The organism is Kistimonas scapharcae (assembly GCF_039540975.1).
Taxonomy (GTDB): domain Bacteria; phylum Pseudomonadota; class Gammaproteobacteria; order Pseudomonadales; family Endozoicomonadaceae; genus Kistimonas; species Kistimonas scapharcae.
On sequence record NZ_BAABFL010000441.1, the window covers coordinates 1 to 25,490 of the forward strand.

At 49.3% G+C, this 25,490-nt stretch carries 18 protein-coding genes; 7 read left to right on the forward strand and 11 right to left on the reverse strand.

Annotated features, from left to right (window positions below; all coding sequences use genetic code 11):
• Positions 1-63: 63 nt before the first annotated feature.
• The gene (locus tag ABD892_RS18555) at positions 64-435 is read right to left on the reverse strand and encodes a DUF1904 family protein (protein WP_345197513.1); all 372 of its coding nucleotides are present in this window, start codon (positions 433-435) and stop codon (positions 64-66) included.
• Between the two features lie 162 nt (positions 436-597).
• Between ABD892_RS18555 and ABD892_RS18560 the strand changes: the two genes are divergently transcribed.
• The 4 genes from ABD892_RS18560 to ABD892_RS18575 all read left to right on the forward strand — a co-directional run bounded on the left by ABD892_RS18560 (position 598) and on the right by ABD892_RS18575 (position 11,254).
• Complete coding sequence (locus tag ABD892_RS18560; protein ID WP_345197515.1) at positions 598-1,320, forward strand: helix-turn-helix transcriptional regulator; 723 nt, start codon at positions 598-600, stop codon at positions 1,318-1,320.
• Positions 1,321-1,428: 108 nt separating this feature from the next.
• Positions 1,429-3,528, forward strand: a complete 2,100-nt coding sequence (gene pta / locus ABD892_RS18565; RefSeq protein WP_345197516.1) for a phosphate acetyltransferase — start codon at positions 1,429-1,431, stop codon at positions 3,526-3,528.
• A gap of 70 nt (positions 3,529-3,598) precedes the next feature.
• A complete protein-coding gene (gene pflB, locus ABD892_RS18570; protein ID WP_425559303.1) occupies positions 3,599-5,875 on the forward strand; it encodes a formate C-acetyltransferase in 2,277 nt (758 codons plus the stop codon).
• Positions 5,876-6,106: 231 nt separating this feature from the next.
• Entirely contained in the window at positions 6,107-11,254 is a 5,148-nt protein-coding gene (locus ABD892_RS18575; RefSeq protein WP_345197518.1) for a hypothetical protein, read from the forward strand.
• Between the two features lie 168 nt (positions 11,255-11,422).
• On the opposite strand, the gene ABD892_RS18580 is transcribed toward ABD892_RS18575, so the two are convergent.
• The 4 genes from ABD892_RS18580 to ABD892_RS18595 all read right to left on the reverse strand — a co-directional run bounded on the left by ABD892_RS18580 (position 11,423) and on the right by ABD892_RS18595 (position 13,434).
• Positions 11,423-11,755: a hypothetical protein gene (locus ABD892_RS18580; protein ID WP_345197520.1), complete on the reverse strand. Its 333-nt coding sequence runs from the start codon at positions 11,753-11,755 to the stop codon at positions 11,423-11,425.
• A 193-nt stretch (positions 11,756-11,948) separates the two neighbouring features.
• Positions 11,949-12,242: a hypothetical protein gene (locus ABD892_RS18585; RefSeq protein WP_345197521.1), complete on the reverse strand. Its 294-nt coding sequence runs from the start codon at positions 12,240-12,242 to the stop codon at positions 11,949-11,951.
• A gap of 20 nt (positions 12,243-12,262) precedes the next feature.
• Entirely contained in the window at positions 12,263-12,892 is a 630-nt protein-coding gene (locus ABD892_RS18590) for a trimeric intracellular cation channel family protein (RefSeq protein ID WP_345197522.1), read from the reverse strand.
• A gap of 107 nt (positions 12,893-12,999) precedes the next feature.
• On the reverse strand, positions 13,000-13,434 hold the full coding sequence (locus ABD892_RS18595) for a hypothetical protein (protein ID WP_345197523.1): 435 nt from the start codon (positions 13,432-13,434) through the stop codon (positions 13,000-13,002).
• A 165-nt stretch (positions 13,435-13,599) separates the two neighbouring features.
• Between ABD892_RS18595 and ABD892_RS18600 the strand changes: the two genes are divergently transcribed.
• Positions 13,600-14,256, forward strand: coding sequence for a glutathione S-transferase family protein (locus ABD892_RS18600; protein ID WP_345197525.1), 657 nt, complete (start codon positions 13,600-13,602; stop codon positions 14,254-14,256).
• A gap of 6 nt (positions 14,257-14,262) precedes the next feature.
• Here the strand turns inward: ABD892_RS18600 and ABD892_RS18605 are convergent, their stop codons facing one another.
• The 3 genes from ABD892_RS18605 to ABD892_RS18615 all read right to left on the reverse strand — a co-directional run bounded on the left by ABD892_RS18605 (position 14,263) and on the right by ABD892_RS18615 (position 18,433).
• On the reverse strand, positions 14,263-15,810 hold the full coding sequence (locus ABD892_RS18605) for a hypothetical protein (RefSeq protein ID WP_345197526.1): 1,548 nt from the start codon (positions 15,808-15,810) through the stop codon (positions 14,263-14,265).
• A gap of 139 nt (positions 15,811-15,949) precedes the next feature.
• Positions 15,950-17,830, reverse strand: a complete 1,881-nt coding sequence (locus tag ABD892_RS18610; protein ID WP_345197527.1) for a M48 family metallopeptidase — start codon at positions 17,828-17,830, stop codon at positions 15,950-15,952.
• A gap of 9 nt (positions 17,831-17,839) precedes the next feature.
• On the reverse strand, positions 17,840-18,433 hold the full coding sequence (locus ABD892_RS18615) for a LemA family protein (RefSeq protein ID WP_345197528.1): 594 nt from the start codon (positions 18,431-18,433) through the stop codon (positions 17,840-17,842).
• A gap of 357 nt (positions 18,434-18,790) precedes the next feature.
• Here ABD892_RS18615 and ABD892_RS18620 point away from each other — a divergent pair, with 357 nt between their 5' ends.
• Together ABD892_RS18620 and ABD892_RS18625 are read left to right on the forward strand one after the other, a co-directional pair.
• On the forward strand, positions 18,791-19,774 hold the full coding sequence (locus ABD892_RS18620; RefSeq protein WP_345197529.1) for a hypothetical protein: 984 nt from the start codon (positions 18,791-18,793) through the stop codon (positions 19,772-19,774).
• 108 nt (positions 19,775-19,882) lie between these two features.
• Positions 19,883-20,971, forward strand: a complete 1,089-nt coding sequence (locus tag ABD892_RS18625; RefSeq protein ID WP_345197531.1) for a phosphatidylinositol-specific phospholipase C — start codon at positions 19,883-19,885, stop codon at positions 20,969-20,971.
• A 68-nt stretch (positions 20,972-21,039) separates the two neighbouring features.
• Here the strand turns inward: ABD892_RS18625 and ABD892_RS18630 are convergent, their stop codons facing one another.
• The 3 genes from ABD892_RS18630 to ABD892_RS18640 all read right to left on the reverse strand — a co-directional run bounded on the left by ABD892_RS18630 (position 21,040) and on the right by ABD892_RS18640 (position 25,430).
• Complete coding sequence (locus ABD892_RS18630; protein WP_345197532.1) at positions 21,040-22,353, reverse strand: DUF1329 domain-containing protein; 1,314 nt, start codon at positions 22,351-22,353, stop codon at positions 21,040-21,042.
• Positions 22,354-22,382: 29 nt separating this feature from the next.
• Entirely contained in the window at positions 22,383-24,359 is a 1,977-nt protein-coding gene (locus ABD892_RS18635; protein ID WP_345197533.1) for a DUF1302 domain-containing protein, read from the reverse strand.
• Positions 24,360-24,455: 96 nt separating this feature from the next.
• Positions 24,456-25,430 carry an SO2930 family diheme c-type cytochrome gene (locus tag ABD892_RS18640; RefSeq protein ID WP_345197536.1) on the reverse strand — a complete coding sequence of 325 codons (975 nt, stop codon included), beginning with the start codon at positions 25,428-25,430 and terminating at the stop codon, positions 24,456-24,458.
• Between the last annotated feature and the right edge of the window lie 60 nt (positions 25,431-25,490).

Consider the following 25,490-nt stretch of genomic DNA (forward strand, 5'->3'; position numbering starts at 1 on the left):
CGTTTTGTGCAAAAACTGTACTCTGTTGCCAAAAGTACGGCCAGCTTGCTCACATTCCCAAGGTTAAGCGGGATTTAAGGTTTCCCGCCTGTCTATTGATGAATCAAAACATTGCCCGTTCATGAAGAATTCTTGGTCGCTTTTGTCAAAAAAGATAACCGTGATATTGCCGGATATACCTGTCTTTCGTCGTATGATGCTGGTGATGGTGTTGACGGTACGTTGTTTAATGGGAGTGCCCAGCTCCAGCCAGAATATTTCTATGACGGGGGATGGAGCCGGATTTCCTGCACTGACAAAAAAGTGTGATAGCGATTGCTCAAGGGTGATATGAGTCTTGGGATAACCCATTATTTCAGCAACACGTTCAATCAGTTCTTTGCTGAATTGATTGACGGTTTTCTGGTCAAGACCTCGTATCTTGATATGCGGCATGTGGTTTTTCCTTATTCAACATGACGTTAAAAACTCAAAAACTATTGACTTAAAACAACTACACAAAAAAGTCGTTCAACTATAGTTGAATCACAATGTGTCGTTGATTATTTCAGTATTCAGGTCAGGTACGACCAAACGTCTTCGGGAGAAGCTGTCACTGTGTTGGAAGACATTCAGACTCAACCTAACAAGCTGCATTTGCCGGATGACGAGCCCGCGTGGCGTAGCGGTCCTTTCACAGAGGAAGACCGCCAGATAATCCGTTCCATGGAAACCGTGGTAGACGGTATTGCCGCTATTCTGGGTATGAGCTGTGAAGTCGCACTGCACTCCCTCGAAGACCTGAATCAGTCGATCGTCAAGATTGCCAACGGCATGACGACCGGCCGAAGCGTCCACAATCCCATTACTGCAGGTGCCCTGCGCCAGCTGCATGAAATTGCCAGCCAGCCGGGCAGTGATATCCGCACCACCTTCAAACGCACGCCTGATGGCCAGCTGCTGAAATCCACAAGCAGCGTTATTCGTAACGGCCAGAACCGTCCCATTGGAATGCTCTGCATCAACATCAACATGAGCATTCCTGCTGCGGACTTCCTGCAGGCCTTCGTGGGTGGTGTTGACAGTGAAATGGCAGTGACCGAGCACTTCCCCTCCAGTGTCGATGACCTGGTGGAGAGCACGGTCGACAACACCATTGCGGAAATCAACAGCGATCACCAGCTGTCCAACAAGGTGAAGAACAAGCACATCATCATGGCCCTGTACGACAAGGGTATTTTTGATATCAAGGAAAGTGTGCCGCTGGTTGCAGGTAAACTCGGCGTGTCCAAGCACACCGTCTACCTGTACATAAGACAGCGTAAATCCGGAGAAGGTTAGTCCCTGACCGGGTATCAGCCTTCAAAATCGGTGTAGTCGTTGTTGCGTCAAAAACGACAATTAACGACTACAGTTGTTTCTCAGTTATCAGGTCTCTATTCAGTCAGTATGCACACGTTTTTTGTTGCGCCCACGCATTATGGGGTTGGTCTTACGTCCGTGACCCTGGGTATGGTTCGTGCTCTGGACAAGCTCGGTTGCCGTGTCTGTTTCTTCAAGCCGGTAGCGCAGCCGCGTCCGGGTGAAAATGGTCCTGAGCGGTCCGTTGAAATGGCCCGTTCCGTGCTCAGCCAGCAAACCGTTCAGCCGATCTCCATGAACCGCGTGGAAGACCTGTTGGGTGACAACAAGTCCGACGTCCTGATGGAAGAGATCGTCGCTAACTTTGACCGTGCCTGCGCCGGTGCGGATGTGGTTATCGTTGAAGGTCTGATCCCGACCCGTGACGCGCCCTATGTGCCGCGCCTGAACAGTGAGATCGCCAAGACCCTGAACAGTAAAGTGGTTCTGGTCGGCCAGCGTGACGCAGACGAAACTCTGGCTGACGTCGCTGACCAGCTGGAAATCGCGGCAGACAACTACGGTGGTCTGTGCAGCAAGAATGTGCTGGGCTATGTCCTGAACAAGATGGACGAAGCCAGCCTGGCTGAGCTGAATCCTGACGGTGAATTCAAGCCACTGCCGGATATCACCTGCGAACGTGCCATGCCCATGGGCTACGTCCCCATGCGCGAAGAGCTGTCTGCAGCCCGTACCCGCGATATCGCCAACAACCTGGGTGCTGAAATCCTTTTCGAAGGTGAAATCAACCAGCGTCGTGTTACGTCCCGTGTACTGTGCGCGCGCACTGCGGCCAACATGGCGCACCACCTGAAGCCCGGCACCCTGATCATTACGCCTGGCGACCGTGACGACGTCATATTGGCAACCTCCATGGCTGCCCAGAACGGTGTCCCTCTGGCCGGTCTGCTGATTACCGGTGGTAACCAGCCGGCAGAATCCATCATCAATCTGGTGAAGCCCTCTCTGCTGAGCAGCGGCCTGCCCGTGTTGATGACTGAATCCAGCTCCTACGAAACCGCAACCCGCATGGACCGTATGCATAACAGTGTACCGGCCGATGACCTTGAGCGGATCGAGATGGTCATGGAGACCGTGGCTGACCACATCAATGTGGACTGGCTGCAGAGCGCCATTGCTACGACCGTTGAATCCCGTCTCTCTCCGCCAGCCTTCCGTTACCAGCTGGTACGCAAGGCACAGCAGGCGAACAAGCGTGTTGTTCTGCCGGAAGGCGACGAGCCACGCACAATCCGTGCGGCGGTTATCTGCCAGGAGCGCGGTATTGCCAACTGTGTCCTGCTGGGCAAGCGTGAAGTGATCGAAGCGGTGGCTGAAAGCCAGGGCATCACCCTGCCGGAAGGTCTGGAAATTCTGGATCCGGAAGTGACCCGTGGCCAGTACATCGACCCGATGGTTGAGCTGCGTAAGAGCAAGGGCCTGACTGCACCGATGGCGGAAGCCCAACTGGAAGACACCGTTGTTCTTGGCACCATGATGCTGGCCATGGACGACGTTGACGGTCTGGTTTCCGGCGCGGTTCACACCACGGCGAACACCATCCGTCCTGCGTTCCAGCTGATCAAGACCCGTCCGGATGCCGCGAATGTGTCTTCCGTCTTCTTCATGCTGATGCCTGAACAGGTTCTGGTTTACGGTGACTGTGCCGTTAACCCGGACCCGACCGCTGAACAGCTGGCAGACATCGCTATCCAGAGTGCGGATTCCGCCGCCGCGTTCGGTGTTGAGCCCCGTGTCGCCATGATCAGCTACAGCACCGGCGATTCCGGCATCGGCAGTGATGTTGAGAAAGTCCGTGAAGCGACCCGCATCGCCCGTGAGCGCCGCCCTGACCTGATGATCGACGGTCCGCTGCAGTACGACGCGGCGTCTGTTGAAGACGTTGCCCGCAGCAAGGCGCCCAACAGTGATGTTGCCGGCCGCGCCACCGTATTTGTATTCCCCGACCTGAACACCGGCAACACCACTTACAAGGCGGTACAGCGTAGCGCCAACGTCGTAAGTGTCGGCCCGATGCTCCAGGGTCTCCGCAAGCCCGTTAACGACCTGTCCCGCGGCGCGCTGGTAGACGACATCGTCTACACCATCGCCCTGACTGCGATTCAGGCCGACGCCGGGCAACAGTAAAAGAAAGATGGTAGGGCAGCCGACCGGCTGCCCTGTCTGTCAGTTAACGAGAAGCACAGTAGGTATAGCCATGACAACTGAAACCATGAGCGCCGCCTGGGAAGGTTTCGAGCACGGTCAGTGGACAGAGTCCGTTGACGTTCGTGACTTCATCCAGAAGAACTACACCCCGTTTGAGGGTGACCACTCCTTCCTGGCCGGTTCGACTGAAGCCACTGAAAAGCTGTGGATTGACGTTCTGGAAGGCATCAAGGTCGAGAACAAGACCCACGCGCCGCTGGATTTCGATACCAGCATGCCGTCTACCATCACCAGCCACGATGCCGGTTACATCATCAAGGACCTGGAGACCATCGTCGGTCTGCAGACTGAAGCGCCCCTGAAGCGTGCGATCATGCCGAACGGCGGTATCCGCATGGTTGAGGCGTCCTGCCAGGCGTATGACCGTGAGCTGGATCCTGAAACACTGAAGATCTTCACCGAGTACCGCAAGACTCACAACCAGGGTGTTTTCGACGTCTACACCAAGTCCATCCGTGACTGCCGTAAGTCCGGCGTTCTGACCGGTCTGCCCGATGCCTACGGCCGTGGCCGTATCATTGGCGACTACCGTCGTGTTGCTCTGTACGGTATCGACGCCCTGATGAAGGACAAGGCACGCTCCCACGCTTCCCTGGAAGAGAAACTGAACTCCGGCGAAGACCTGGAAGCTACCATCCGTCTGCGCGAAGAAATCTTCGACCAGTACCGTGCCCTGCAGCAGATGAAAGAGATGGCGGCCAAGTACGGCTTCGACATCTCTGGTCCTGCGACCAACGCCCGTGAAGCGGTTCAGTGGACCTACTTCGGTTACCTGGCTGCCGTTAAATCCCAGAATGGCGCTGCCATGTCTCTGGGCCGTGTATCCACCTTCCTGGATATCTATATCCAGCGCGACCTGGACAACGGCACCATCACTGAGCAGGAAGCCCAGGAATACATCGACCACTTCGTCATGAAGCTGCGCATGGTTCGCTTCCTGCGTACGCCTGAGTACGATCAGCTGTTCTCCGGCGACCCCATCTGGGCGACTGAGTCCATCGGTGGTATGGGTCTGGACGGCCGTACCCTGGTCAGCAAGACCAGCTTCCGTTTCCTGAACACCCTGTACAACATGGGCCCGAGCCCGGAGCCGAACATCACCGTTCTGTGGTCCGAGCAATTGCCCCAGGGCTTCAAGGAGTACTGTGCGAAGGTGTCCATCGACACCAGCTCCATCCAGTACGAAAACGATGACCTGATGCGGCCTGACATGGACAGCGACGATTACGCGATCGCCTGCTGCGTATCTCCGATGATCGTTGGTAAGCAGATGCAGTTCTTCGGCGCCCGCGCCAACCTGGCCAAGACCCTGCTGTACGCAATCAACGGCGGTGTGGACGAGAAGTTGAAAGTCCAGATCGGTCCCAAGACTGATGCCATCACTGCAGACGTATTGGAATACGAAGACGTCTACAGCCGTCTGGACAACTTCATGGACTGGCTGGCAACTCAGTACGTGACTGCACTGAACTGCATCCACTACATGCACGACAAGTACAGCTACGAAGCCGCCCTGATGGCACTGCATGACCGTGACGTTTACCGCACCATGGCTTGTGGTATCGCCGGTCTGTCCATCGCCGCTGACTCTCTGTCTGCCATCAAGTACGCCAAGGTCAAGCCGGTGCGTGACGAAAACGGTATCGCTGTCGATTTCGAAATCGAAGGTGACTATCCGAAGTTCGGTAACAACGATGACCGTGTTGACAGCATCGCTTGCGAGCTGGTGGAAAGCTTCATGAAGAAAGTGGCTTCCCACAAGACTTACCGTAACGCGGTACCGACCCAGTCTATCCTGACCATCACTTCCAATGTCGTGTATGGCAAGAAGACCGGTAACACTCCGGACGGTCGTCGTGCCGGTCAGCCTTTCGGTCCTGGCGCCAACCCGATGCACGGCCGTGACACCAGCGGTGCGGTTGCATCCCTGAGCTCTGTGGCCAAGCTGCCCTTCGCTTACGCGAAAGACGGTATCTCCTACACCTTCTCCATCGTGCCGAAGGCGCTGGGTAAGGACGACAGCAACCGTCAGCGTAACCTGGCCGGCCTGCTGGACGGTTACTTCCACCACGAAGATGCTCGTGAAGGTGGTCAGCACCTGAACGTGAACGTGCTGAACCGTGAAATGCTGGAAGACGCCGTGGAGAACCCGGAGAAATACCCAAGTCTGACCATTCGTGTATCCGGCTACGCGGTACGCTTCAACTCTCTGACGCCAGAGCAGCAGCGCGACGTTATCACCCGTACCTTTACTGAAACCATGTAAAGGTAACAGGACAAGCTCGGCAGTGTTGCTGACACTGTCGGCTACCGAACATGGAATGACTGTGAGAGGTAGTTAAGGCGGGAAACAGTGACCCCTGTTTCCAATGCCAGGGATTTTTTACCGGCCCATGTGGCCGGTTTTTTTATGTTCCCTAAAAGTCTGAGTGTCTGATTGAACTAACCCATTCATTGTCTGTCTGATGCTAGTGAATTTGAATAGAGGGACAGATGAATGACACAGCCGACAGGATATCCAAAAACACCACCAGGTACTCCATCAAGAACACCATCACCAGTAACGCCAGCAGGGACACCTCCGCCAGCAGGCCTGCCAGTATTACAGGGGTTCAAGCATGTCTCCACGGTTATCCTACCATCAGGTGCGGATTGTGGTGCGACATCAATGAGTTTTTATGCGCCTTTTTCAGCCATGCTCACTGGGCCAGCTGAGTTGACACCGTTAACGGGCCGATCTGTGGAAGCTGTGTGTGAAGAAGCGGGTTATGAGACCAAAAAACTGGATATCAAGGTGTTTAGGCATACCTTGATGGAAATAAGGGAAAAGGTCAAAGATGATAACCAGAGGCAGGATGAGCTGGTTAAAGCATTACAAGATGCTGGCCAAAAGGTTGGAAAAACACTAGCGTGGCGGCGCAAGCATGAAGGTCAGTTAGTTTTAGAAATTTTTAATGCAATAGAAGAAAGGCATTTGAACCCCGAGATTATCCCGGAGATTTATGCAGGGAAATATGGAGCAGAACATTACTTAAGCACATGCAAAAGCAAGCAATCTTTAGACAGAGAGGATGCTGTAGGATTAATTATTCATCTTGCTTGTACTGGTGGCATAAAGCTCAAGGATGTTGAGAGACAGGTCAATAGGCTTGTAATGATAAAAAATACATTATCATCAGTTGAAGAACCGCTCTGGCAACAATCTCTGGGAATGGTGTGGTTTTATACAGTTAATGTGTTTTTTAAAGATCTGGTTTTTTATGGGAAGAAAGAATATTGCTCGGACGAGTGCAGGAATACAGTGCTAGGGATGATGAAGTTTGGTAGTTTTTTTAATTTTGCCTATTTGTTGAGTACAGATGTATTAAATGAGATTTTATTAAATAAAAATAAAGGCTGTACTGAATGTTTAGATAGAAGCGCATTGGATTTTGTCATTGGAAAGATTCAGGAATGTATAGACACAAAACAGCGTTTGGCATTATCGGCTCAAGGAGATAAAGAAACGCCTCAAACCTTCATTGAAGCAGCAAGTGATCCGGTGTTAGAGAAGTCATCGAAAAGTGTCAAGGAAGAAGGACTTGCAGGCATTGAGAGCGATACCGAGTCTGCAGGTCGGGCTTTTTTGGGGGGGGGATTAACCAGGAAAACCATTATTAAGCTTTTGAGCGATGAAGCTTATGAAAGCATGATTGACTTATCCGAGTTGCCAACACTTGATGACTATAAGGATGAAACAGGAGAGATTTTTTCTGATGAAGCAAGCGTACTACAGTATCTTTTATTAATTAAAACAAGGGTTCATGATCCAGAGGATATTGTTGAAGCGTTACGTGCGACCTATCGAGTACGGGATAAGGTAAGTGCTCAAGATACATGTTTAGTTGATGCTTTTTTGTGTTTCAGGATGTTGCAGTATCTTGGTGATTTTTCTAAGCTAAAAAACGATCAAGGTATTTCAGAATATGTTGAAAAAATAATCGATTTACTTCGTGAAAAAGTTATTCCTGAAAATATATTCGCTTCAATGTATATTAGTTTGAACTTACTTAAAAAAAGTGTTGAGCGTTTGAGTTTTTTAGAGATTATGGGTAAGGATTATGAGGATGTCCGAAGTTCATTATTTGATGAGGTGGAGGAAAGAAAGAAACTAGAATCAATCAGGGTTTTGGTTGAAAGAATAATCAATGATGACATGAATAGTGAGAAAGCAAAGGCCTTACTAGAGGAGTATAAGCTTGAGCATACGCAACCATTATCAATATCAGGAACTATAGCGGATAGTCATGAAATACGTCTGCATTATGAAGTGATGGTAGTGTCATGGTGTTTAATGTCGGACATACCCTCTAAAGTTTATGTGTTAGAACGCGCGGAAAGCAATCTGGCGGCTAGAAAAATACCTCTGTGCGATGAAGGATTGTTGACAAAAATGTGGATGGTTTTTTTGGTGGATGTTTTTGATACCGTTACAGAAGAATGTTTTATAAGAAAACATAAGCCACTATTTGAACGAGCTTATAGGTTGGTTAAAACTGCGGTAGAAAATGGTGCATATGAAAAATTATCGACAGTGAAACTTGATCTTCTGCAAGCAGCCTTGGATACCACGTCGTCTAAATGGATTCCTGAGGATAGAGATGTTTATCAATTAGTTTACAACGAGCTAGTTAGTTCATCGAAATCCACGCGTGATGATGAGGATTCATTTATGCCTGCGGACTATTCATCAGGTCCGGAAGCGTCTGATGAGGAGTGTTGTGGTGCCATGGGGAGTTATGATGTTTCCGTATCGAAAAAACATGCTGTTCCTGAAACCGTAACCCCACAAACTGATGCTGAAGAAGAAGAGACTAAGAAAATAAATGTAACCGTGGAATTAGTTCGTCGATTATTGAATGATGAAATTAATGAAGAAGCAGCACAGTATGCAACTACCAGTATCAAAATTGAATTTGTGTTGCCATTTGATATTTCAGGCAGTTATCTGGATGATGGCGAAGTGTACATGAATCTACTTTATTTGCTCTTGTGCTGGTATCGTCCTATCACAAATGCATGCAGATTGGCAATTTTGAATAATGTTTATTTTAATGTTGTTTCATATGATGTTGAAGACTCTAACAAACGGATTTTGCTATTAAAACTGTGGATGCGGCGATTAGTACAGCTTGCAGATTACCTTACATTGCCTGATCGTGAGGATGATTATGCGGCGTGCTCTGATCAATTGTTGCAATTACTAAAAACCGCTGTTGGTAGTAATCTGCATGAGATACTGCCTACTGAAAAACGAGATGAATTGCATGAAGTGCTTGATATTATCGCTCATACAAAAAATAGTTCAGAAGCGAGATCGCTTTTAAAAACAGTTAGAGCAAGTGAGAAGACTATCAAGATGCCACGAGAGGCAGGTTTTGAAGATCAGCCTGGTACAATTGAATATGAGGGGGCAGCTCTTGTGCCTGGTGAGCATGCCTTATCATTAAAAAGCGGGAATGCTAGCCTACTTCCATCTGCGTTAGAGAAACTAAGAGAGGATACTGGGGCATCAATTGCACCAGATAGTGAAGATACCGACATTGAGATTGATGATATTGATAACTTTGTTGATAACATACTCGGAAAAAGAGAGTTTGATAACCAAGTCCTTGTTGGTGATCTTGGGCATTCTACAGGTAAATATATATCGTTCGTTGGTGAACGTGTTTCCCTCATACGCAATCATGTGACGGACCTGTTGAATTATCTACTGCGTATTGATTATGAAGTATGTGAAGTTGATGATCTGGAAAGTGCTCTTAGGCCTGTTCAAGCCGCTATTCCGAACATTACAGATGAAGAAAGTCGTCAACGTTGTGCAAGGCTATTCATGCACATGATGATCAATAATGTGGAACGATTGCATATTTATGAAGGAGATGATCCTCTGGATGAGGATGAGGTTGAGTGTTTGTGTCTATTTGCAAACTATTTGGAATGGTGCTTCAAAAATGGGTATGATCAATTGTTCGAGCCTAAGGATATTGATAATTTATTGAGTGAATTAAATTATTTGGCGTCTTGTGAATATATAGAGCTTTCTTCAATTCTTAAAGAAAGAGTTGATTGTTATTTGAAGAAAAGTGAAAACAGTGACGAACATAAAGAGGCCATCACAGATGAAAACTTTCCTGACTCGCTTCGTCGTTTGTCTATAAAGGCTATTATAAACGGGTTTCCTGTCAGCGTTACTAAGCAAAAAATATCACTCGGTATGGCACCGTGTCATGAAGTAGCTGTTAAACCTATCTCGAGACTTTATGATTATCCTTCTCCAGGCAGGGTTAAGACATTTGAGACTCATCGAAAATCAATGCCAATTGTTGAAATCATTAATGAGCATTTGTGGCCAGAAGATGGAGAATTATGCGAGGATGCCATAGAGATAACCCAGTGTGCAAGCTGCTTGTTTCATGTTATGGGGGATAATCAATCAACAGCCAGTACATTTAGAAAAATGTTTATGATTGCTGTTGAGTCAAGCCGTTCTATTGATAAAGCGTTTATTATTCAAAATCTTCCCACTTCTGAGGATTCTCATTTTCATGCTGAAGTTAGAAAAGGGCTGTTGTATGCATTTTTTCTTAGAGTTAAACGCCAGGCTCAATTCCTACCTGGCTTTCCAAAGCTAGAACGAGAAGCCGCATTAATCAGTTGGAGAGAAGGCAAGGAGTTAAGGCTGTCAGAAGAGGAAAAAACTGAAAGAAAGAGGATAGCGATAGAAAATGAAGAGGAATATTGTAAGCTAATGCGCGTTGAGTTTTTTAATGATTTTGTTACAGGTGAAAACGCGGGTAACTGGCGTCAATTACCACATTTTACCAACAAGATGGAGAGCATATTTTTAGGATTTAATATGCCAAGAGAGGGGGGGGATAGTCATTCTCAAGGCAGGGTGATGATGTTATCACAGATGGCTAAAAATGCGTTGTTCCCAGGTTTAACCGCTCCCAAATCATCCATGGGTCAGGTGTCTTGCAGTCGTGGTGACATTGAAAGGTTAATGCACCTATTTAGCGTTCAAAATATTACGATAGATGTTAATTTTTTAAGTGTTGTTTTTTTACATTATTCACGCAGACCAGTTAGTCTAACCTATGTAGATCTATATGAACTCTCGGCGACCTTGCTCAACTTACTTCATAATGATGATCCTATTGCATTCTGGCTTGCCAATGATAATGCAGATATGAATACTATTATTCAAATATTCTCTGCGCTTACTCGTGAAAGTCGGGAAAAACTCTATGATTTCAGGCCCGAGTCATTATTGTCGAAAGTGCATGAATACATGAGGAATAGATATATTAAAGATCTTATGAGTCTCACTAAAATCAGAGCAGCCGCTAGTCAGCTGGTAAGAAAACCATTGGAAGAAATTGAATGGTCACAGCTTATTAAGCTTTATGTTCAGTTTTATTATAAAAAAGGTGATCGTAGAATTTCAAAAGTTGATGATAAGCTTATAGATAAAATGTTGAAAAAGCTTAATGAAAAGGCCAGTGCTATTTTGAATCTTGAGGTTAGGCGTGATCAATGTCACGATGAATGTCTTCAGGCTATTTTTTGGAGGGGGCTAGTGGGATCATTTGCCTCTAAATAATACTGTCAGATACTGTGCAAGTTAAGAGTTGTTGTTTCAGTTATTCCCAGTGATTTTGCGGCTAACCAGTACTATCAGGAAAAGCCACAGACCGTGTCATATAACGGGTTCAGGGTGCACGGTTGTGCATGCAGCGCTTGCTTTGAACAGAGTCATGTCGTCACATGTTTACCACGCATGCCCTATTTCAATGGTCTGATGCCGCGTCGACATATAAATATAGCGCCCTTGTCCTGGGTAAAGCGTTACGGTTTCGGGAATAAAGTCACCAACGTAAAACGTTATTACGTGATCGCTGGTATTCACAAAATAGTGGTAGTCTGCCAAGCGGTAGTTTTTGCCTGGTTGTTCTGAAGGTGTGTCGTTATGTGTGGGTAGAGATGGCTGATGATTTTCAGCGGCTATCTCAATATCTGGCGCTTCATCTGCCAGGACGGTTGTCATTCCGAGTGATATCAGTAAAGCACCCGCTGCCAAATTCGTTTGAATCCATGACCACATAATAACTTCTCCTTGAAAACGGCTTCACATCCTTGCTGTTGTCTATGCGGGGTCAAACCTTTTGTTTGTCTGTACACCACTATTCTTATTTTGGATAACGCGCTGACAATAAAGTTCCCGATTCTAACCAGATAATAGCGTACTTCGCTGAAGGCCTGATTGGAGGCTGAGTATCAGGCCTGTTGATTTCAAGCTATTGCTGATGCTGGACAGTCTGATCAACCCGTTGGCACCAGGCAGGGGAACCCGGTTCGAGTGTCGCAGGTTCTGACCAGCGTAGCTTTCGGTGAATCACGAAATACCATTCAGAAGAGCCAATATCCGGCCCGTGGCCATGCCCATCACCGGTACCAATCTGTTGTTCCACCATCTGGTTCCACTCCGGCGAACAGGGCGGTGGTGTATTGGCTGACGGCGTGGTGGACAGGGATTCACAACCTAGCAGGCCAAGACAGAGCAATGGTAGACAACGGCGCAGGCATACCATGTGACAGCTCCTGAGAGGTTTCAGTCTGAGGATGGGCCATCATACAGGAAGATGGGCAGGGTAATATGGTATTTCAGGGCCAGCATCCGCAGGGTGACGCCGAACACCATAACGATGGCAATGATTACCAGTGGATCTAATGCTGTATGGGTCAGGCTGACATAGAGGCCTGTTGCCAATAGAGAGACCGTGGCATAGAGCTCCTTACGAAAGACCCAGGGGACATCGCCACAGAGCACATCCCGGATAATCCCCCCGAAGACGCCGGTCAACAGGGCTGACAGCGTGGCAATCGTATAACCATGCCCATGATCCAGGGCAATGTGGGCTCCGATGATAGACAGCCCGGTGACCCCGACGGCATCGAAAAACAGGAAGACCCGCAGCAGGTGGTTGAGATAACGCCTGATCAGAATAGTGGTCAGGGCGGCCGCCAGGCAGATCCAGATCACTTCCGGCCAGCGAATCCACAGCAGTGGGAAATTGTCTAGGAAGACATCCCGCAGGGTGCCGCCGCCCAATGCTGTGGCGAAAGCGATGATCACCACGCCAAACGGATCCATCCCCTTGCGCCCGGCTGACAGGGCACCGGCAATGGACTCGGAGACAATGGAGAGGATCAGAATGCTGATAAGAACCTGGTTTTCCATGGCAACTCCCTGAACGCCCATGAAAAGGGCATGTCACCCGCGCTTGTTGTTGGCATTGACCGGCTCGCGTCCGGACACCATTGACCAATAGTAGACAGTGAATTGAATTACGGGGTTCCCGGTTCGTCGTCGCAGGCTTCGAAAACCCCTTCAAAGATATCCGTGCATAATGGGTAATCCTGATACTCGGAGCTCTCGCAGGATTCCAGCACCCATGATGCGCGCTTGAGAATCTCCTCGGATCCCGGCGTCTGTTTACAGTACCAGTCACGATTAGTGGCGACGCTCAGGCAGGCCTGGGTGCGCAATCGGAGTTCGATTCGGCAGGACAGGGAAGACCATTCACAAGTCTTTGATCGTTGCAGGCTTTGTTTGACGCAGTCCTCTGCCGTGTTGCCTGCACTTTCTTCTACCACCTCGTCATAGAGGTTGGCATAGTGTTCCAGATTACTGCTGACCCACCAGTAGCCCCCAGCGGCAATCAGGCAAATGGTGAGAAACAACGCCATGAGCAATAATCCCATCAGTTTGGCGGTTGACATAGCGGGTGTCCGTTATCCGTGAAGTTGCAAGTGGTCTTACCGTATCATCGGATCATTCTCTGCGATGCTTTAATGAGGAGGCCGTATCTGTGGGACCAGGGAGCCAGACTTGAGTCATGGTGTGGGTTGTCTGATACTGGGTTGGCGGTAATACAGGAGAGAGTTATGGCGGATAGCATTGAACTGATCAGCTTTAAGCTGTGCCCGTTTGTCCAGCGCTCAGTAATTACACTGCTGGAGAAGGGGGTGCCGTTTGATATCACCTATATCGACCTGTCCAACAAACCGGATTGGTTCCTCAAGATCTCGCCAACAGGGAAGGTGCCGGTATTGCGGATCGGCGATACGGTGCTGTTTGAATCTGCCGTCATTAATGAATACCTGGATGAGGTGACTCCGCCTTCGCTACATCCTTCCGACCCGCTGGAAAAAGCCCGGCATCGCGCCTGGATTGAGTATCTCTCCACGCTGTTAATGAACCAGTACCGATTGATCATGGCCAGAGACAAGGCGGGCTTTGAACAGGAAAGGGATGCCTTTCTTGACGGGCTTGCACGGTTGGAAGAGCAGCTGGATGATGATGGTCCGTGGTTCGCCGGTATACGTTTTTCCCTGGTTGATACAGCCGGTGCTCCATTGATGATGCGAACCCGGACACTGGATCGTAACTTCTCGACAGAATTGCTAAAGGCTTATCCAAAGCTGCAGCGCTGGAGTGATGTGTTGCTCGCGAGGGAATCCGTTAAGCTTTCAGTCGTGGAAGATTTTGAACAATTATCGATTGAGCGTTATCGAGCACAGGGTAGCTGGGTTATGGCGTAGGTGGTTTTATTTGTCACTATCTTGTCTTGGTCGCTTCGACGGTTCCTCGCTTGGCTGATCCGGGCTTTGGGATCTTTGTTCTTCTTCCAGAGTCGGTTCAAATACAAGAGTGCCAATGGAACTGAGTGAATCCAGTGAAGGCAGATTTTCCGTTTCTGTCCCATCTGAGTCACCGGATGCAAAAAAGGCACTACTTGTAGAAGGTTGAGGAATAAATCCCTCTTGAGCGCTGCAATAAGGTACCATCAGCGTCTCAGAATAGGGTCTTTTTTTGCCAACTGAAGCTTCCAGTGGCATTGCTTCTTCGGCAGATCGGCCGCCAGTTCCCAGCACTGAATAAAATTGCGAAGGATCAGGTCTCATGACCGGCGTATCAGGAAATAATTCAACAGGCGTTATACGTCCACCAGAACCAGAAAATTTGGACGAATGCGGTGATGATTCACTGGAGCTTGATGTCATGGCTTCAATGGAACGACAGCTATCAGCTAATGATGGGAAGACCGTATTAATATCATCAAAAATAACCTCGCTCATCCTTTGATCATCAAAAGGAAGAATCGGTTTTAGAACATCATTCAAACGATGAATCCACTGTTTGCAACAAGGTGCTAATGGCCTTATATCGAAAGGAAAATTTGGATCACTTTCTCTTCCCAATCTTTCTCCTTTGGGAATATTTGCAAAGGCAAGGTCCTGATCAATACCCAGAATGCTAAATTTTCGAGGGTTATTGCTATTTGAATCACCGATTAATAGTATGTTAGATAGTTTTGTTCTGTCTGTTTGATTGCACCGTTGATCGATAAATTTGATAACCTTTAATGCCGGAAGGTTAAATTGGTCAAATACTCTGTTTGCGGTTTTATGATATTCATGATCTTGGTAACGATTTTTACCTTTAAGGACTTGGCGTAGATGTTCTTTTTCTTCAGGTTTCTTAACAGCGCCAATGATATAACCATGCATATTTAGCCATTGGTCAGCATTTATTGCCTTATTCTCAAATGGCATGAGTAGACCAAAATGACCCTCATGATCAGCAGCCAGACAAACATCAACGAAATACTTTTCTAAGCCAAACGCTTTGGCCATGATTCGTTGGCCAATACTTCTCAATGAGGTATGTAGATAGCCCATACTATCAGCCTTATAAGCTTCAGGAGCAGTATATACTTCTTGGTGCTGGGTATTGAGTTTGGTGAGTTGGTCTTCGGATAGTACGTTTTCCTGTTTGAAAACCCATCGCCTATCACTCGTAGTAGGAAAAGGTAGGCTATCTGGTTCAAATTCATAAAACTTACCTGACTCGCTTAATTCGTGGAAGATTTTACCTCTTTCTCCTTTTATCAGATGAATGCCTGCATCATTAAGATGATACTCAGAAATTTTTCTATCACCTATTTTTATCAGGTCATTTTTAGCATGGGGTGATGAGGGAGGGGATCCAAACTCAATTCTTGCTTGACATGTAAGTCTTTGAATTTTTACCGCAAAAGGGCGATCAGGGTTTTTATAGCTTGTAAACGGTAATTTTGAAATTGATGTGGCCATAAGATAGAAGATAAAAAGCTTGCTCAGCGAGTCTTAATCAAAAACGCGATTTAATAATAGGTGGTTTATATATTCAATAACGATTGAGTTTGAATCTCTATCAATCCATATCAGTTAATTCAGTGATGATTGAAGGCTTTTATGATGTTGTTAATGGAGGAATTGGACATTCCATGACAACCGCCATGGCGCGTAGCGTTTGTGCTTCAGTCAGCTCGATCTGACCATCATGCTCGATGCACTGGCAACAGGCTTTCAGCAGTTTTTCCTTAGCGTCCGGTTTGAGGCGATTGGCCGCTTCAAGGGCATTCGACAGATCTCGATAGCTCATTTTGGCGGGTGGCTTTTGTTTCGCCAGCGCCAGACTGGCCATCGTGTTCCGATAGCATGACTGTTTGGCTTCTTTATCCATGCCTGACATGCTGATCAGCGCACTGATGATCTGGGCGGCTTCAGCACCAATCTTTCGAACATCCCCATAGCTGTCAAACGGCACCTGTGTCTTTTTATGTCGAGCGCTGCCTAGATGGTGTTGAATAATTGCTAATATTGCCCACTCATAGGGAGTGGTTTTGCCGTCAGCCTTTGCCAGTTCCAGTAACGTCTGTAGCAGTTGTTTCTGTTGGGGACGAGGCAGTGTTCGCAGGGTGGGCAATGTCAGTTCAACCAGAACCAGAGGGTCAGATACCGAACTGCTTTCGATAGTATTGTAGAGTTCTATCGTTTGGTTGAGAGTCGCTTCATCATACTGCTTTCGAATAATCACGGCCCGTTTCTCAATCATATCCGGATTGTCATCCAGCATCAGGGCCATGAGTAGTATAACCGAGTCGTCTTTTTGATGGACGGCGCCAGCCAGCCGCATTGGCAGAGCGCTGAGTAACGCTGTCGCATAGGCCAGGTGTGACGCGTTCGGTGTTCCCATGGCATTGAGGGACGCTGTAAGGGTCTCTGCCTTGATAGGGCCGCTATAAGTGTTCGTTTTTGTATCGGTTGCTGCAGGGGTATCGGCATCCGCTTCAATGAGAACGGGGGTGATATATTTGCCGTTCCAGTCTGGCATCAGTTTACGAATGCGATCCTCCAACGGAGGATGGGTGGAAAACAGCGCATTGAAAAAGCCACCGACGGATTTGCCAAACATCATATGGCTGACATCTGGTGCATGGGCGGACTGCAGCAGGGAGCTGTACGCCGAACCGCCGATCTTGCTGAGGGCATTGGCAATGCCTTCGTTATTGCGTGTGTATTGCATTGCGGAGGCATCCGCCAGGTATTCTCTTGTCCGGCTGACAGAGGCCTTGATCAGGTTGCCGAAAAACGCCCCGCTGTAACCGATGATCATCAGGCCCAGCCCGGCGATAGCGAGCGGAGTGCCATCCCGGGAGCGTGAGCTGCCGCCGGCACGCATGAGGATGTAGCCGAATTCCGCCAGCATGGTGATGCCGTAGATAATACCGATCAGGCGAATATTCAGGCGCATATCGCCGTGCACAATATGGCTGAATTCATGGGCAATGACCCCTTCCAGTTCATCCCGGGTCAACTGTTCCATGGTGCCTTTGGTCACGCCGATAACCGCGTCCTGCAGGGTAAAGCCTGCCGCAAAGGCATTGATGCCCTTTTCGCCATGCAGTACATAAACGTCAGGTACTGGTGTGCCGGAGGCGATGGCCATTTCTTCGACGATATTCAGCAGCCTTCTTTCGTGGAAATGCTCCGTTGCGGGGTCAACCAGTTTACCTCCAAGGGATTCAGCAACAGCCCTGCCACCCTTACTGCGCAGCGTTAGGGTACGTGTAACACTGGCGCTGAGGACGACGGACCCTATCAGGCAGCTGAAGATAAAGAAGGTGTCGAGAGTGAACCAGGTGGTCCAGGGCAGCTCAGATTTGTATCCCCGGAATAAGGCATACACCAGGTTGGATCCGGCAATCAGGCTAAATACAGCCAGGCCCATAAACAGGATCAAACGCCCGGTCTTACGCCGGGCATCTTTTTGCCACTGGAAGAATGTCATTGGCAGGTCTTAGAAGCTGACATTGGGGGCTGCCTGCAACTGCTCGCTGTCTTCAAATTCCAGCAGGCCAGCATCTGTGCCATGGCCAAATTTGGAGGCAAAGAGAATCTGGGGGAAAGACTGGCGATAGGTGTTGTAATCGGTTACCGCATCGTTATAGAACTGGCGCGCTCGGGCGACCTTGTTTTCTGTGCTGGTCAGCTCTTCGGAGAGCTGCATCATGTTCTCGTTAGCCTTGAGGTCCGGGTAGTTTTCCATGACCACGTTCAGGCTGCCCATGGCGCCTGCTAACGCCTGCTCGGCGCCACTGAACTTTTTCATGTTGTCAGCGGTGAGGTTACCTGCCATGGATTTCAGGATTTCGGATGCCTGGTTTCGGGCCTTGATCACCTTCTCCATGGTTTCCTGCTCATGGCTCATATAGGCCTTGGCGGTTTCCACCAGGTTGGGGATCAGGTCATAACGGCGCTTGAGCTGGACTTCGATCTGGGAAAAGCCGTTTTCATAGCCATTCTTTTTAGACACCAAGCCGTTGTATATCGTGATGATATAAACAATCGCACCCACGATGAGCAAGAGCGTGACAATACTTGCAATATCCATTTTAGCCAGCTTCCTTCGTTAGTCTGTTTATATAAGAGAAAAAGCTATTTTGAGTGTATCAGAAACACTTCTTTTCGTGAGCCGGGTAACCGGTTTTCTTTTCTGTTATGCACATTCCTGATAGTGCGCCGCCTCTTTACACATTATCCGACCAAGGGAAGGACTGAGCACAGAGCCTGTCTAGACTGAATTAAGACAACGAGGAAAGGGAGTTTTTCAATGGGGGATGGCGTGTCCGGTGTGGGGGGGGCTCCTACCAATTATACATCTGTCAGCGAAGGGAAAAAGGTGGTCAGTGATGACGGGCGTGTGTCAGTCACCGAGGGTGAACGGCAGGTAGCGCAGGCAGATGACGGTGTGAAAGAATCACTGCCGGATAAAGCGCTTGTTCGTCGCAATGCAAAGCGCTACAGGAAACTCAGCGATATACCGCCCAGTCTGCAGCGGAAGAGGCCGCGTATCCATCATCTTTCAAAAGACTTTCTCAGTAGTACCCTGAAACGTGCCGATGATGCCAATGGAAAAATTCAGAATCTGAAAGCCAAACATCTTTCCAAAGCGGCGCAGGGTGGGCATAAACAATGGGTGTCTGACGATCTCCAAAAGGGGAAACATCAGTGTCAGGTGGCAACCCAGAAGCTCACGGACGAATTACAGGCATTAATAAGTGATGCCAAAAGCAATAATCCACCCAGTCCGGACAGTTTTAAACCAGCGGCAAAGTGCGCGTTGCGGTCGCTCTGGCTGCGTAATGAAATAATCTCTCACACGAAATCGAAGCGTATTACGCAATCATTGCCTGAAGGGATTGAAAAGGCGCTTAAAACAAAGCAGAAGAAGAGTAAGGATATTATGCAGCTGACCATGACCGGTCAGGATATGCTGGAGACATTTAATACGGGGATGTCGGGTTTTGCGGGCTTACTCGCAACGACTAGGTTATTCCTGGCCTCACTACCCGATGACATGAGTAAATCGGACTTTAAATTGCATCTTGTGCAGTCACCCAGTGCTAGAGATAAAGAAAAGGTGATGTACCACGATGAGTATCCACAGACACTCGTAAAAACCGAGTTGTTCAGAAAGGTTACGACCAAGATGAATAACTTAAGAAAGTGTCTTGATGGCGATGACCTGAAGAAACTCAACAGCCTTTATGAAGGGAAAGAGGCTCAGATTGGCGGTATTGATTTTATTGGACATGCGGATGGTCGAGCTCTGAAGGATGATTTTTCCTACACACGGGATGTTATTAATCAGTTGCAGCAGCATCTGGTCAAGCTGCAAGACTTGGCAGAGGAACTCAGTGTTAAATATGGTCTGGATTCTGAATATTTCTAATGCCCAGGCATTAAATGGATTTTGTTGATCGTGACCGATTTGATTTGAATGGCAGAGTAAGTGGAAGGACGCGGTGTCATAGTGGCTAGCATGGATCGATGAAAAAATATGATACATCTCACCTTGTTGTGCTTGTTGGATAAATTCCAGCGCCTTCAATTCGCTATGCGAGTGTGTTTTTCTCCGAGGTATTTCTCAAAAAGCCTACTTGTTTGTGCTGTTGCACTTTCACCAGTGATAGTTGCTGATGACCGTGGCTATTATCATGGCGAAGGGCCTATCGCTGATAACAGCGACTGGATGGCAATACTGCCGGGCGATAAACGGCTAAGTAGGTTATCGTTGCCTGGCACCCATAACTCCCTCTCGTTTTATGGCGGTGACATCGTACAAACCCAAAGTATGTCACTGACCAATCAATTACTGTCAGGTATTCGGGTATTGGATATCCGTGTTCGGCACTTCTATGACAAATTTGCCATACACCATGGTTTTGTTTTTCAAAATGCCTATTTTGGCCCTGATGTCATGGCACCAATAACCGCATTTCTGGCTGCAAACCCAACAGAAACGGTAGTGATGCGTTTAAGGGAAGAGTATAACGCGCAAGGCAATACACGTTCTTTCAATCAAACCTTTCAGGATTATAAGAATCGGTATGGTGCATTCATATGGAGACCTTACAGTAACAACCCGACCCTGGATGAAATACGCGGTAAAATTGTTATTCTGCAAAATTTTAGCGGCAGTCGTCACGGCATAAATTATGGTTATCTGGATCGACAGGATTCTTATTCCGTATCCACTAATTGGGATCTTTACAGTAAATGGCAAAAGGTAAAGGCGCATGTGGAAAAAGCAGAACATGGGCGCCGCGATATTATCTATGCCAATTTCTTGAATGCGTCAGGTGGATCTTTTCCTTATTTTGTAGCCAGTGGCAAATCCAGCCCTCAGACGTCAGCGCCAAGATTGTTAACGGGGCTTACCACGCCAGGCTGGAAGAACAGTTATCCCGATTTTCCCCGAGTGGGTTGTTTTATTGGCATTTGCAGTATTGCTTTTGAAGGCATTAACAACTTGCTGTCCAATTATATTGCCAACGGCCATACGGATTTTACCGGGATTGTGATGGCAGATTTTCCCGGGGCGGGTTTGATAAATAATGTGATCTCATTGAATAACAATGATCGATGATGTGTTCAATGTTTCAGGTCAAGATGGACATGTGCAGCCGGTCTCCTGACCAGCCGCACATGTGAGTATTAACGTCGTCCCATGCGCCGCAATGATGCTGGGGTGAAGTGCTTTTTCTTCGGCATGACCTCCGGGAAGTCGATGGCGGTATTGCCTTTGTTCACCAAACCTTGCACATGGTACCGGCGCGACTGCAGGTCATGGAATACATCCCATGTCGTCCAGGTGGTGGGCACATCCTCGTAGTTGGCCAAGTAGGCGATGCTCACCTTCCAGAGTTGATCGCGTCCATCATACTGATCCACGATGGCAGCACCCCAACTGTCTTCATCCAAATAGACCGTCCGGCGTGAATAGATGTGACGTTTGTCATCCTTCAGCTTGCCCTCAACGACCCAGACTCGGTGTAGTTCATAGCGGGTGAAATCCGGGTTGATGTGACCGGCCATGAAGATGTCATCGTACTCCGGTGTTTCTTTCAGCAGTTGCTGGTTGTTGTAGGGAATGTAGATTTCTTTTTTGTCTTTCAACGTCCAGTCATACAGGTCGGGCGCACCGTTATACAGGTCGGTGTCATCGGCAGTCCGCAGCCCTCCACCGCCAACGGGGGTGTCATAGGATAGAATCGGCGCCCGACGTACACGACGAATGCCTGGCAAATAGCCCCAGGCGAGTCGAGGCTCGGCGGCCTGGTCCTGGGTTTCGTGAATCAGCTGGGCACTGCCATCGTCGTTTTTGGACAGGTAGTAAAACAGGATATTTTCGAGTTCCGCTTCACTACCGCCAGGCTGGTTGTAGTTGAAAAGAATCTCATCTTCGGAACGGGAGTAGGTATAGCTGCCACTTCGTTCCACGGTCGCTTCAACGGTTGGCCGTTTGATGTACTCACCCCGGTAGCGGACGATATGGTTCCACAGCGCTTCCAGGCCATTTTCCGGTAATGGAAACGGGTAGGCATCGTAGGCGCCTTTAAAGCCGTTGCCACCGTTCAGGAGTTCGGCGGTGCTGGCGGCTTTCAGCGTATTGTCGTAGATCCGTTGTGGGTAAGTAGCGGTTCGCTGGCTGGGATAAACCGGCATGCGAAAGGTTTCCGGGTAGCGTTCAAACAGGGCGATCTGGCCAGCGGACAGGTTGTCCCGGTACTGATCGAGGTTAGCGGCTGTTATTTCAAACAGAGGCTTGCCGGCGGAGACAGCCTCACGGCTGGTGGATTCCCCCCAGCCGGGAATGGTGCCGTCTGCATTGCCGAGTTTGTCAGCACCCAATGGCGTGAGTTCATTGCCCAGTTTGCTGATGTCCTGGGGGGTAATACTGGCCAAAACGGCACCCGACGTCAGTGTCAGGGCCAGGCTGCCGGCCAGGAGCAGGTGGTTTCTTATCATGATATGCATCCTCTCAAAGTGCCTGCCGGTCAGAAGGAATAACTCATGGACGCGGAGATATGCTCCTTGTCGCCATCGAAGTCGGTATACCAGTTCAGGCCAACGCTGAAGTCCTGGTAGCCCGCACCCAGTGACAGGCTCAGCCCTTTGCTGTCTTCCTTGAAGTTACCGGTCAGGTGGGAGTTGCCACTGACATCATGCTTCACGGTGGCGCCGGGGTAGAGGTTCACGCCGGGCAACACATCGGACATAGTGCCGGAAACCCCCAGGGTATAACCCCAGGCAAAACGGTCGAGTCGGTCATCGGCATGGCCGGCAGAGAACGTACTGCCATCTTCATTCCAGGGACCGGAGGCCGTTGATACATAACGGTCGTAATCCGCGCCCAGACCGCTGATCTGTTCAAAGGCGGCTTCACCAATAGCATTGAGGTCGCTCAGGAAGCCGGTTGGGCCAAAGCTATGGATGAAATTGACGGAGCCCGTCCAGAGTTCAACCCGGGTGTAATTGTTGTAGGCCGGGCCACTGATGCAGTACTGCCGGTTGGGATCCGCTTCTGAAATGCCGAAACAGTCGCCGCCGGAAAGAATAGTGCCGAAAGCTTTGCTGGTACTGTCAATAAGATTATCAGGGTCGTCTATCCAGATGGGCATATTGGGGCGATAGGTCAGCTCACCAGCAACGGATGTACCGCCGATGACGGTGCTGAAGCTGACGCCAAACATCCGGATATCTTCCGGATAAATAACACCGGCACTGGTGCCGTTGCCAAGAATACCCGCGCCGGCAATACCGCCTGCCAGCTCCTGAAAAACACCGGCATCATTGCCGGCAGCCTGGAACAGAAAGTCACCCATCGTATTGGGAGTGCCGATATCTGCAGTCCATTGAGCGATCTGCCCCTGAGCGTTAGTCACAGAGCCCTGGGTGATCTGAGCATCAATATACGGCGCGTGGGAATTGTACTGGATATAGTAAAAACCAAATTCCGTATCATTGAGGGATTCCGCCAGATACTTCAGGCTTACCCCAAACTGGCCATTATTGCTGGCGTTCTTTTTACCTGAGGTATCCGCGACAACAAGAAAGTCACCGGTCTGGTTCAGGCCCACTTCTTCATAGAAGTCGGATGCGCCACCGGTGGCTATATCCCAGTTGGTAGCCAGTGCGGCGAAATCAGCCGGGATGTTGTCATAGGCAAAATCAGAACCTTCGATGAATACATCCTGACCGCTGTGGAAGGTTCCGCGTCCGGGCAGAACATGACTTTCCCAGTCAAACTGGTAATAGGCACTGAACGACAGTTTGTCACTGAGTCCGATATCAAACAGCAGGGCTGTCTGGGGTATCAGCAGATCCTTGATCTGTGAACCGGGCAGGGTACCTGCTGCCAGGTCGAAGGCATTACTGGTATTGATGCCGTCGGCATAGAAAAGCCCTTCGCCCCAGTTCACCACCTGCTTGCCGAAGCGGATATCGACGGGCATACCGAAGATATCCCAGTAGCCATAAACGTAAGCGTCCTGGATTCTGGCATCTTTGCCCTGGTTTTCCTTTACACCGTCGGACCAGTCGTCACCGTAGGTGTAAGTGCCGGTCTGGTCAGGAATGCCCTTGGCGGTCTGGCGGGCATTGGTATCCAGCCAGTCATTCTTGCCATCCATCATGACACTGTCGTAGAAAGCCGTGCCGCGGATAAATGCGCCATAGTTTTCGTAGTTCAGCTCAAGGTCAGCCGAGAAACGGAAAACATTGGAAACAAGCCCGGTATCGTTTGCTCGCTTGCCATCGTTCTCGTTGATGTCACCGTTATCGTCGGAAAGATCCGGGCTTTCAAGCCGCCAGGTGCCCCCCCAGGAAATGCGACTATCGAGATTACCGGTCACTTGCCCATCCAGCAGTTCTATCTCGGTAGCAACGACGGGGCTACTGAGAACTGCCGCCAGTACCGCGCTGGAACAGCGGGTTAAAGGCGTAAATCGTCGTCTGGTTTTCTTTATTATCATTATTATGTGCTCCTGCCTTTATCATTATTGTTAGTCAGGCTCTGTGCTCTGTTACTTCAAAGCCCCACCTCCCGTGACGGTCAGTGCGGCGGGTTTTCAGCAGTCCCCCTCCAGAGAGGCAATCCACTCGCTGACCAGTGCCACGCCTTCCGCGTGGGATGTTGAACGACCCAGTTCCGGCATCATTTCCCCGGGATCATTGGACTGCATCCGGTACAGCAGGATGGAACCGTCCGGGTCACCGGGCTGAATGGCGACTTTGCGGTCACCCGTGCCTTTGCCGGCGGCAACCGGAGGCTTGCAGAAGCCCAGGCGGACCGGTGTCGTGGTGTCCCATGTCAGCCACAGGCCACTGTTCTTGGCGGCACCTTTCGGGTTGTGGCAATGGGCGCAGTTGATATCCAGATAGCTTCGGGCGCGATGTTCCAGCGTTTCACCGGCCCGGCCATTAGGCCAAAGGGCATTCTGGGTAGCGGTTGTGCTATCGACACCGGTGAGCAGGCCGTGTGCTGTCCAGTAATCTAGCTGATTCTGCTTGCCATCGGCATAGACCAGGTCACGGTTCAGATGACGGATACGAGGACCAATGGGCTTGACTAGCTTGCGGCTTTTGCCATCCGCATGGCAGCCGGCACACTCGTTGGCATCCGGTACGATGTAAGTGAACTGTTCTTCACTGTCGTTTTTCACCAGTGTCAGGTTTGTGCTGTCACCTGCGACATCGAGGAAAGCTTCTGTCTGCGCTTCGTTCCAGATATAGGGCAGCGCAACCCAGCTTTCTTTCAGTTTGACCAGTACCCGGGTTTCCATCAGTCGAACCTGATCCATTGGCAGTCCGTCGTTGTTGTCATACAGCACGGCCGAACCATCAGAGGCTTTTACACGACTACGGTTATTTTTATCCGTAATCGGGTAGTAAAAGGTTTTGCTGATAATGGTGCCGTCGGGATAAACCAGTTCATCGTTGTCACCGGGAACAGCGGCCTGTCCTTCCGGCAGCCAGACGGTTCTCAGTTTGCTGGCGTAATCCGTAAACAGCGCCGTATTCAGCCTTAACTCCCGCTTAACGATCTGAAGAAGTAAGGCTAAATTGAATGAAGAGAGCGTCCCCTGTGCTCTTCAGGCAAAATA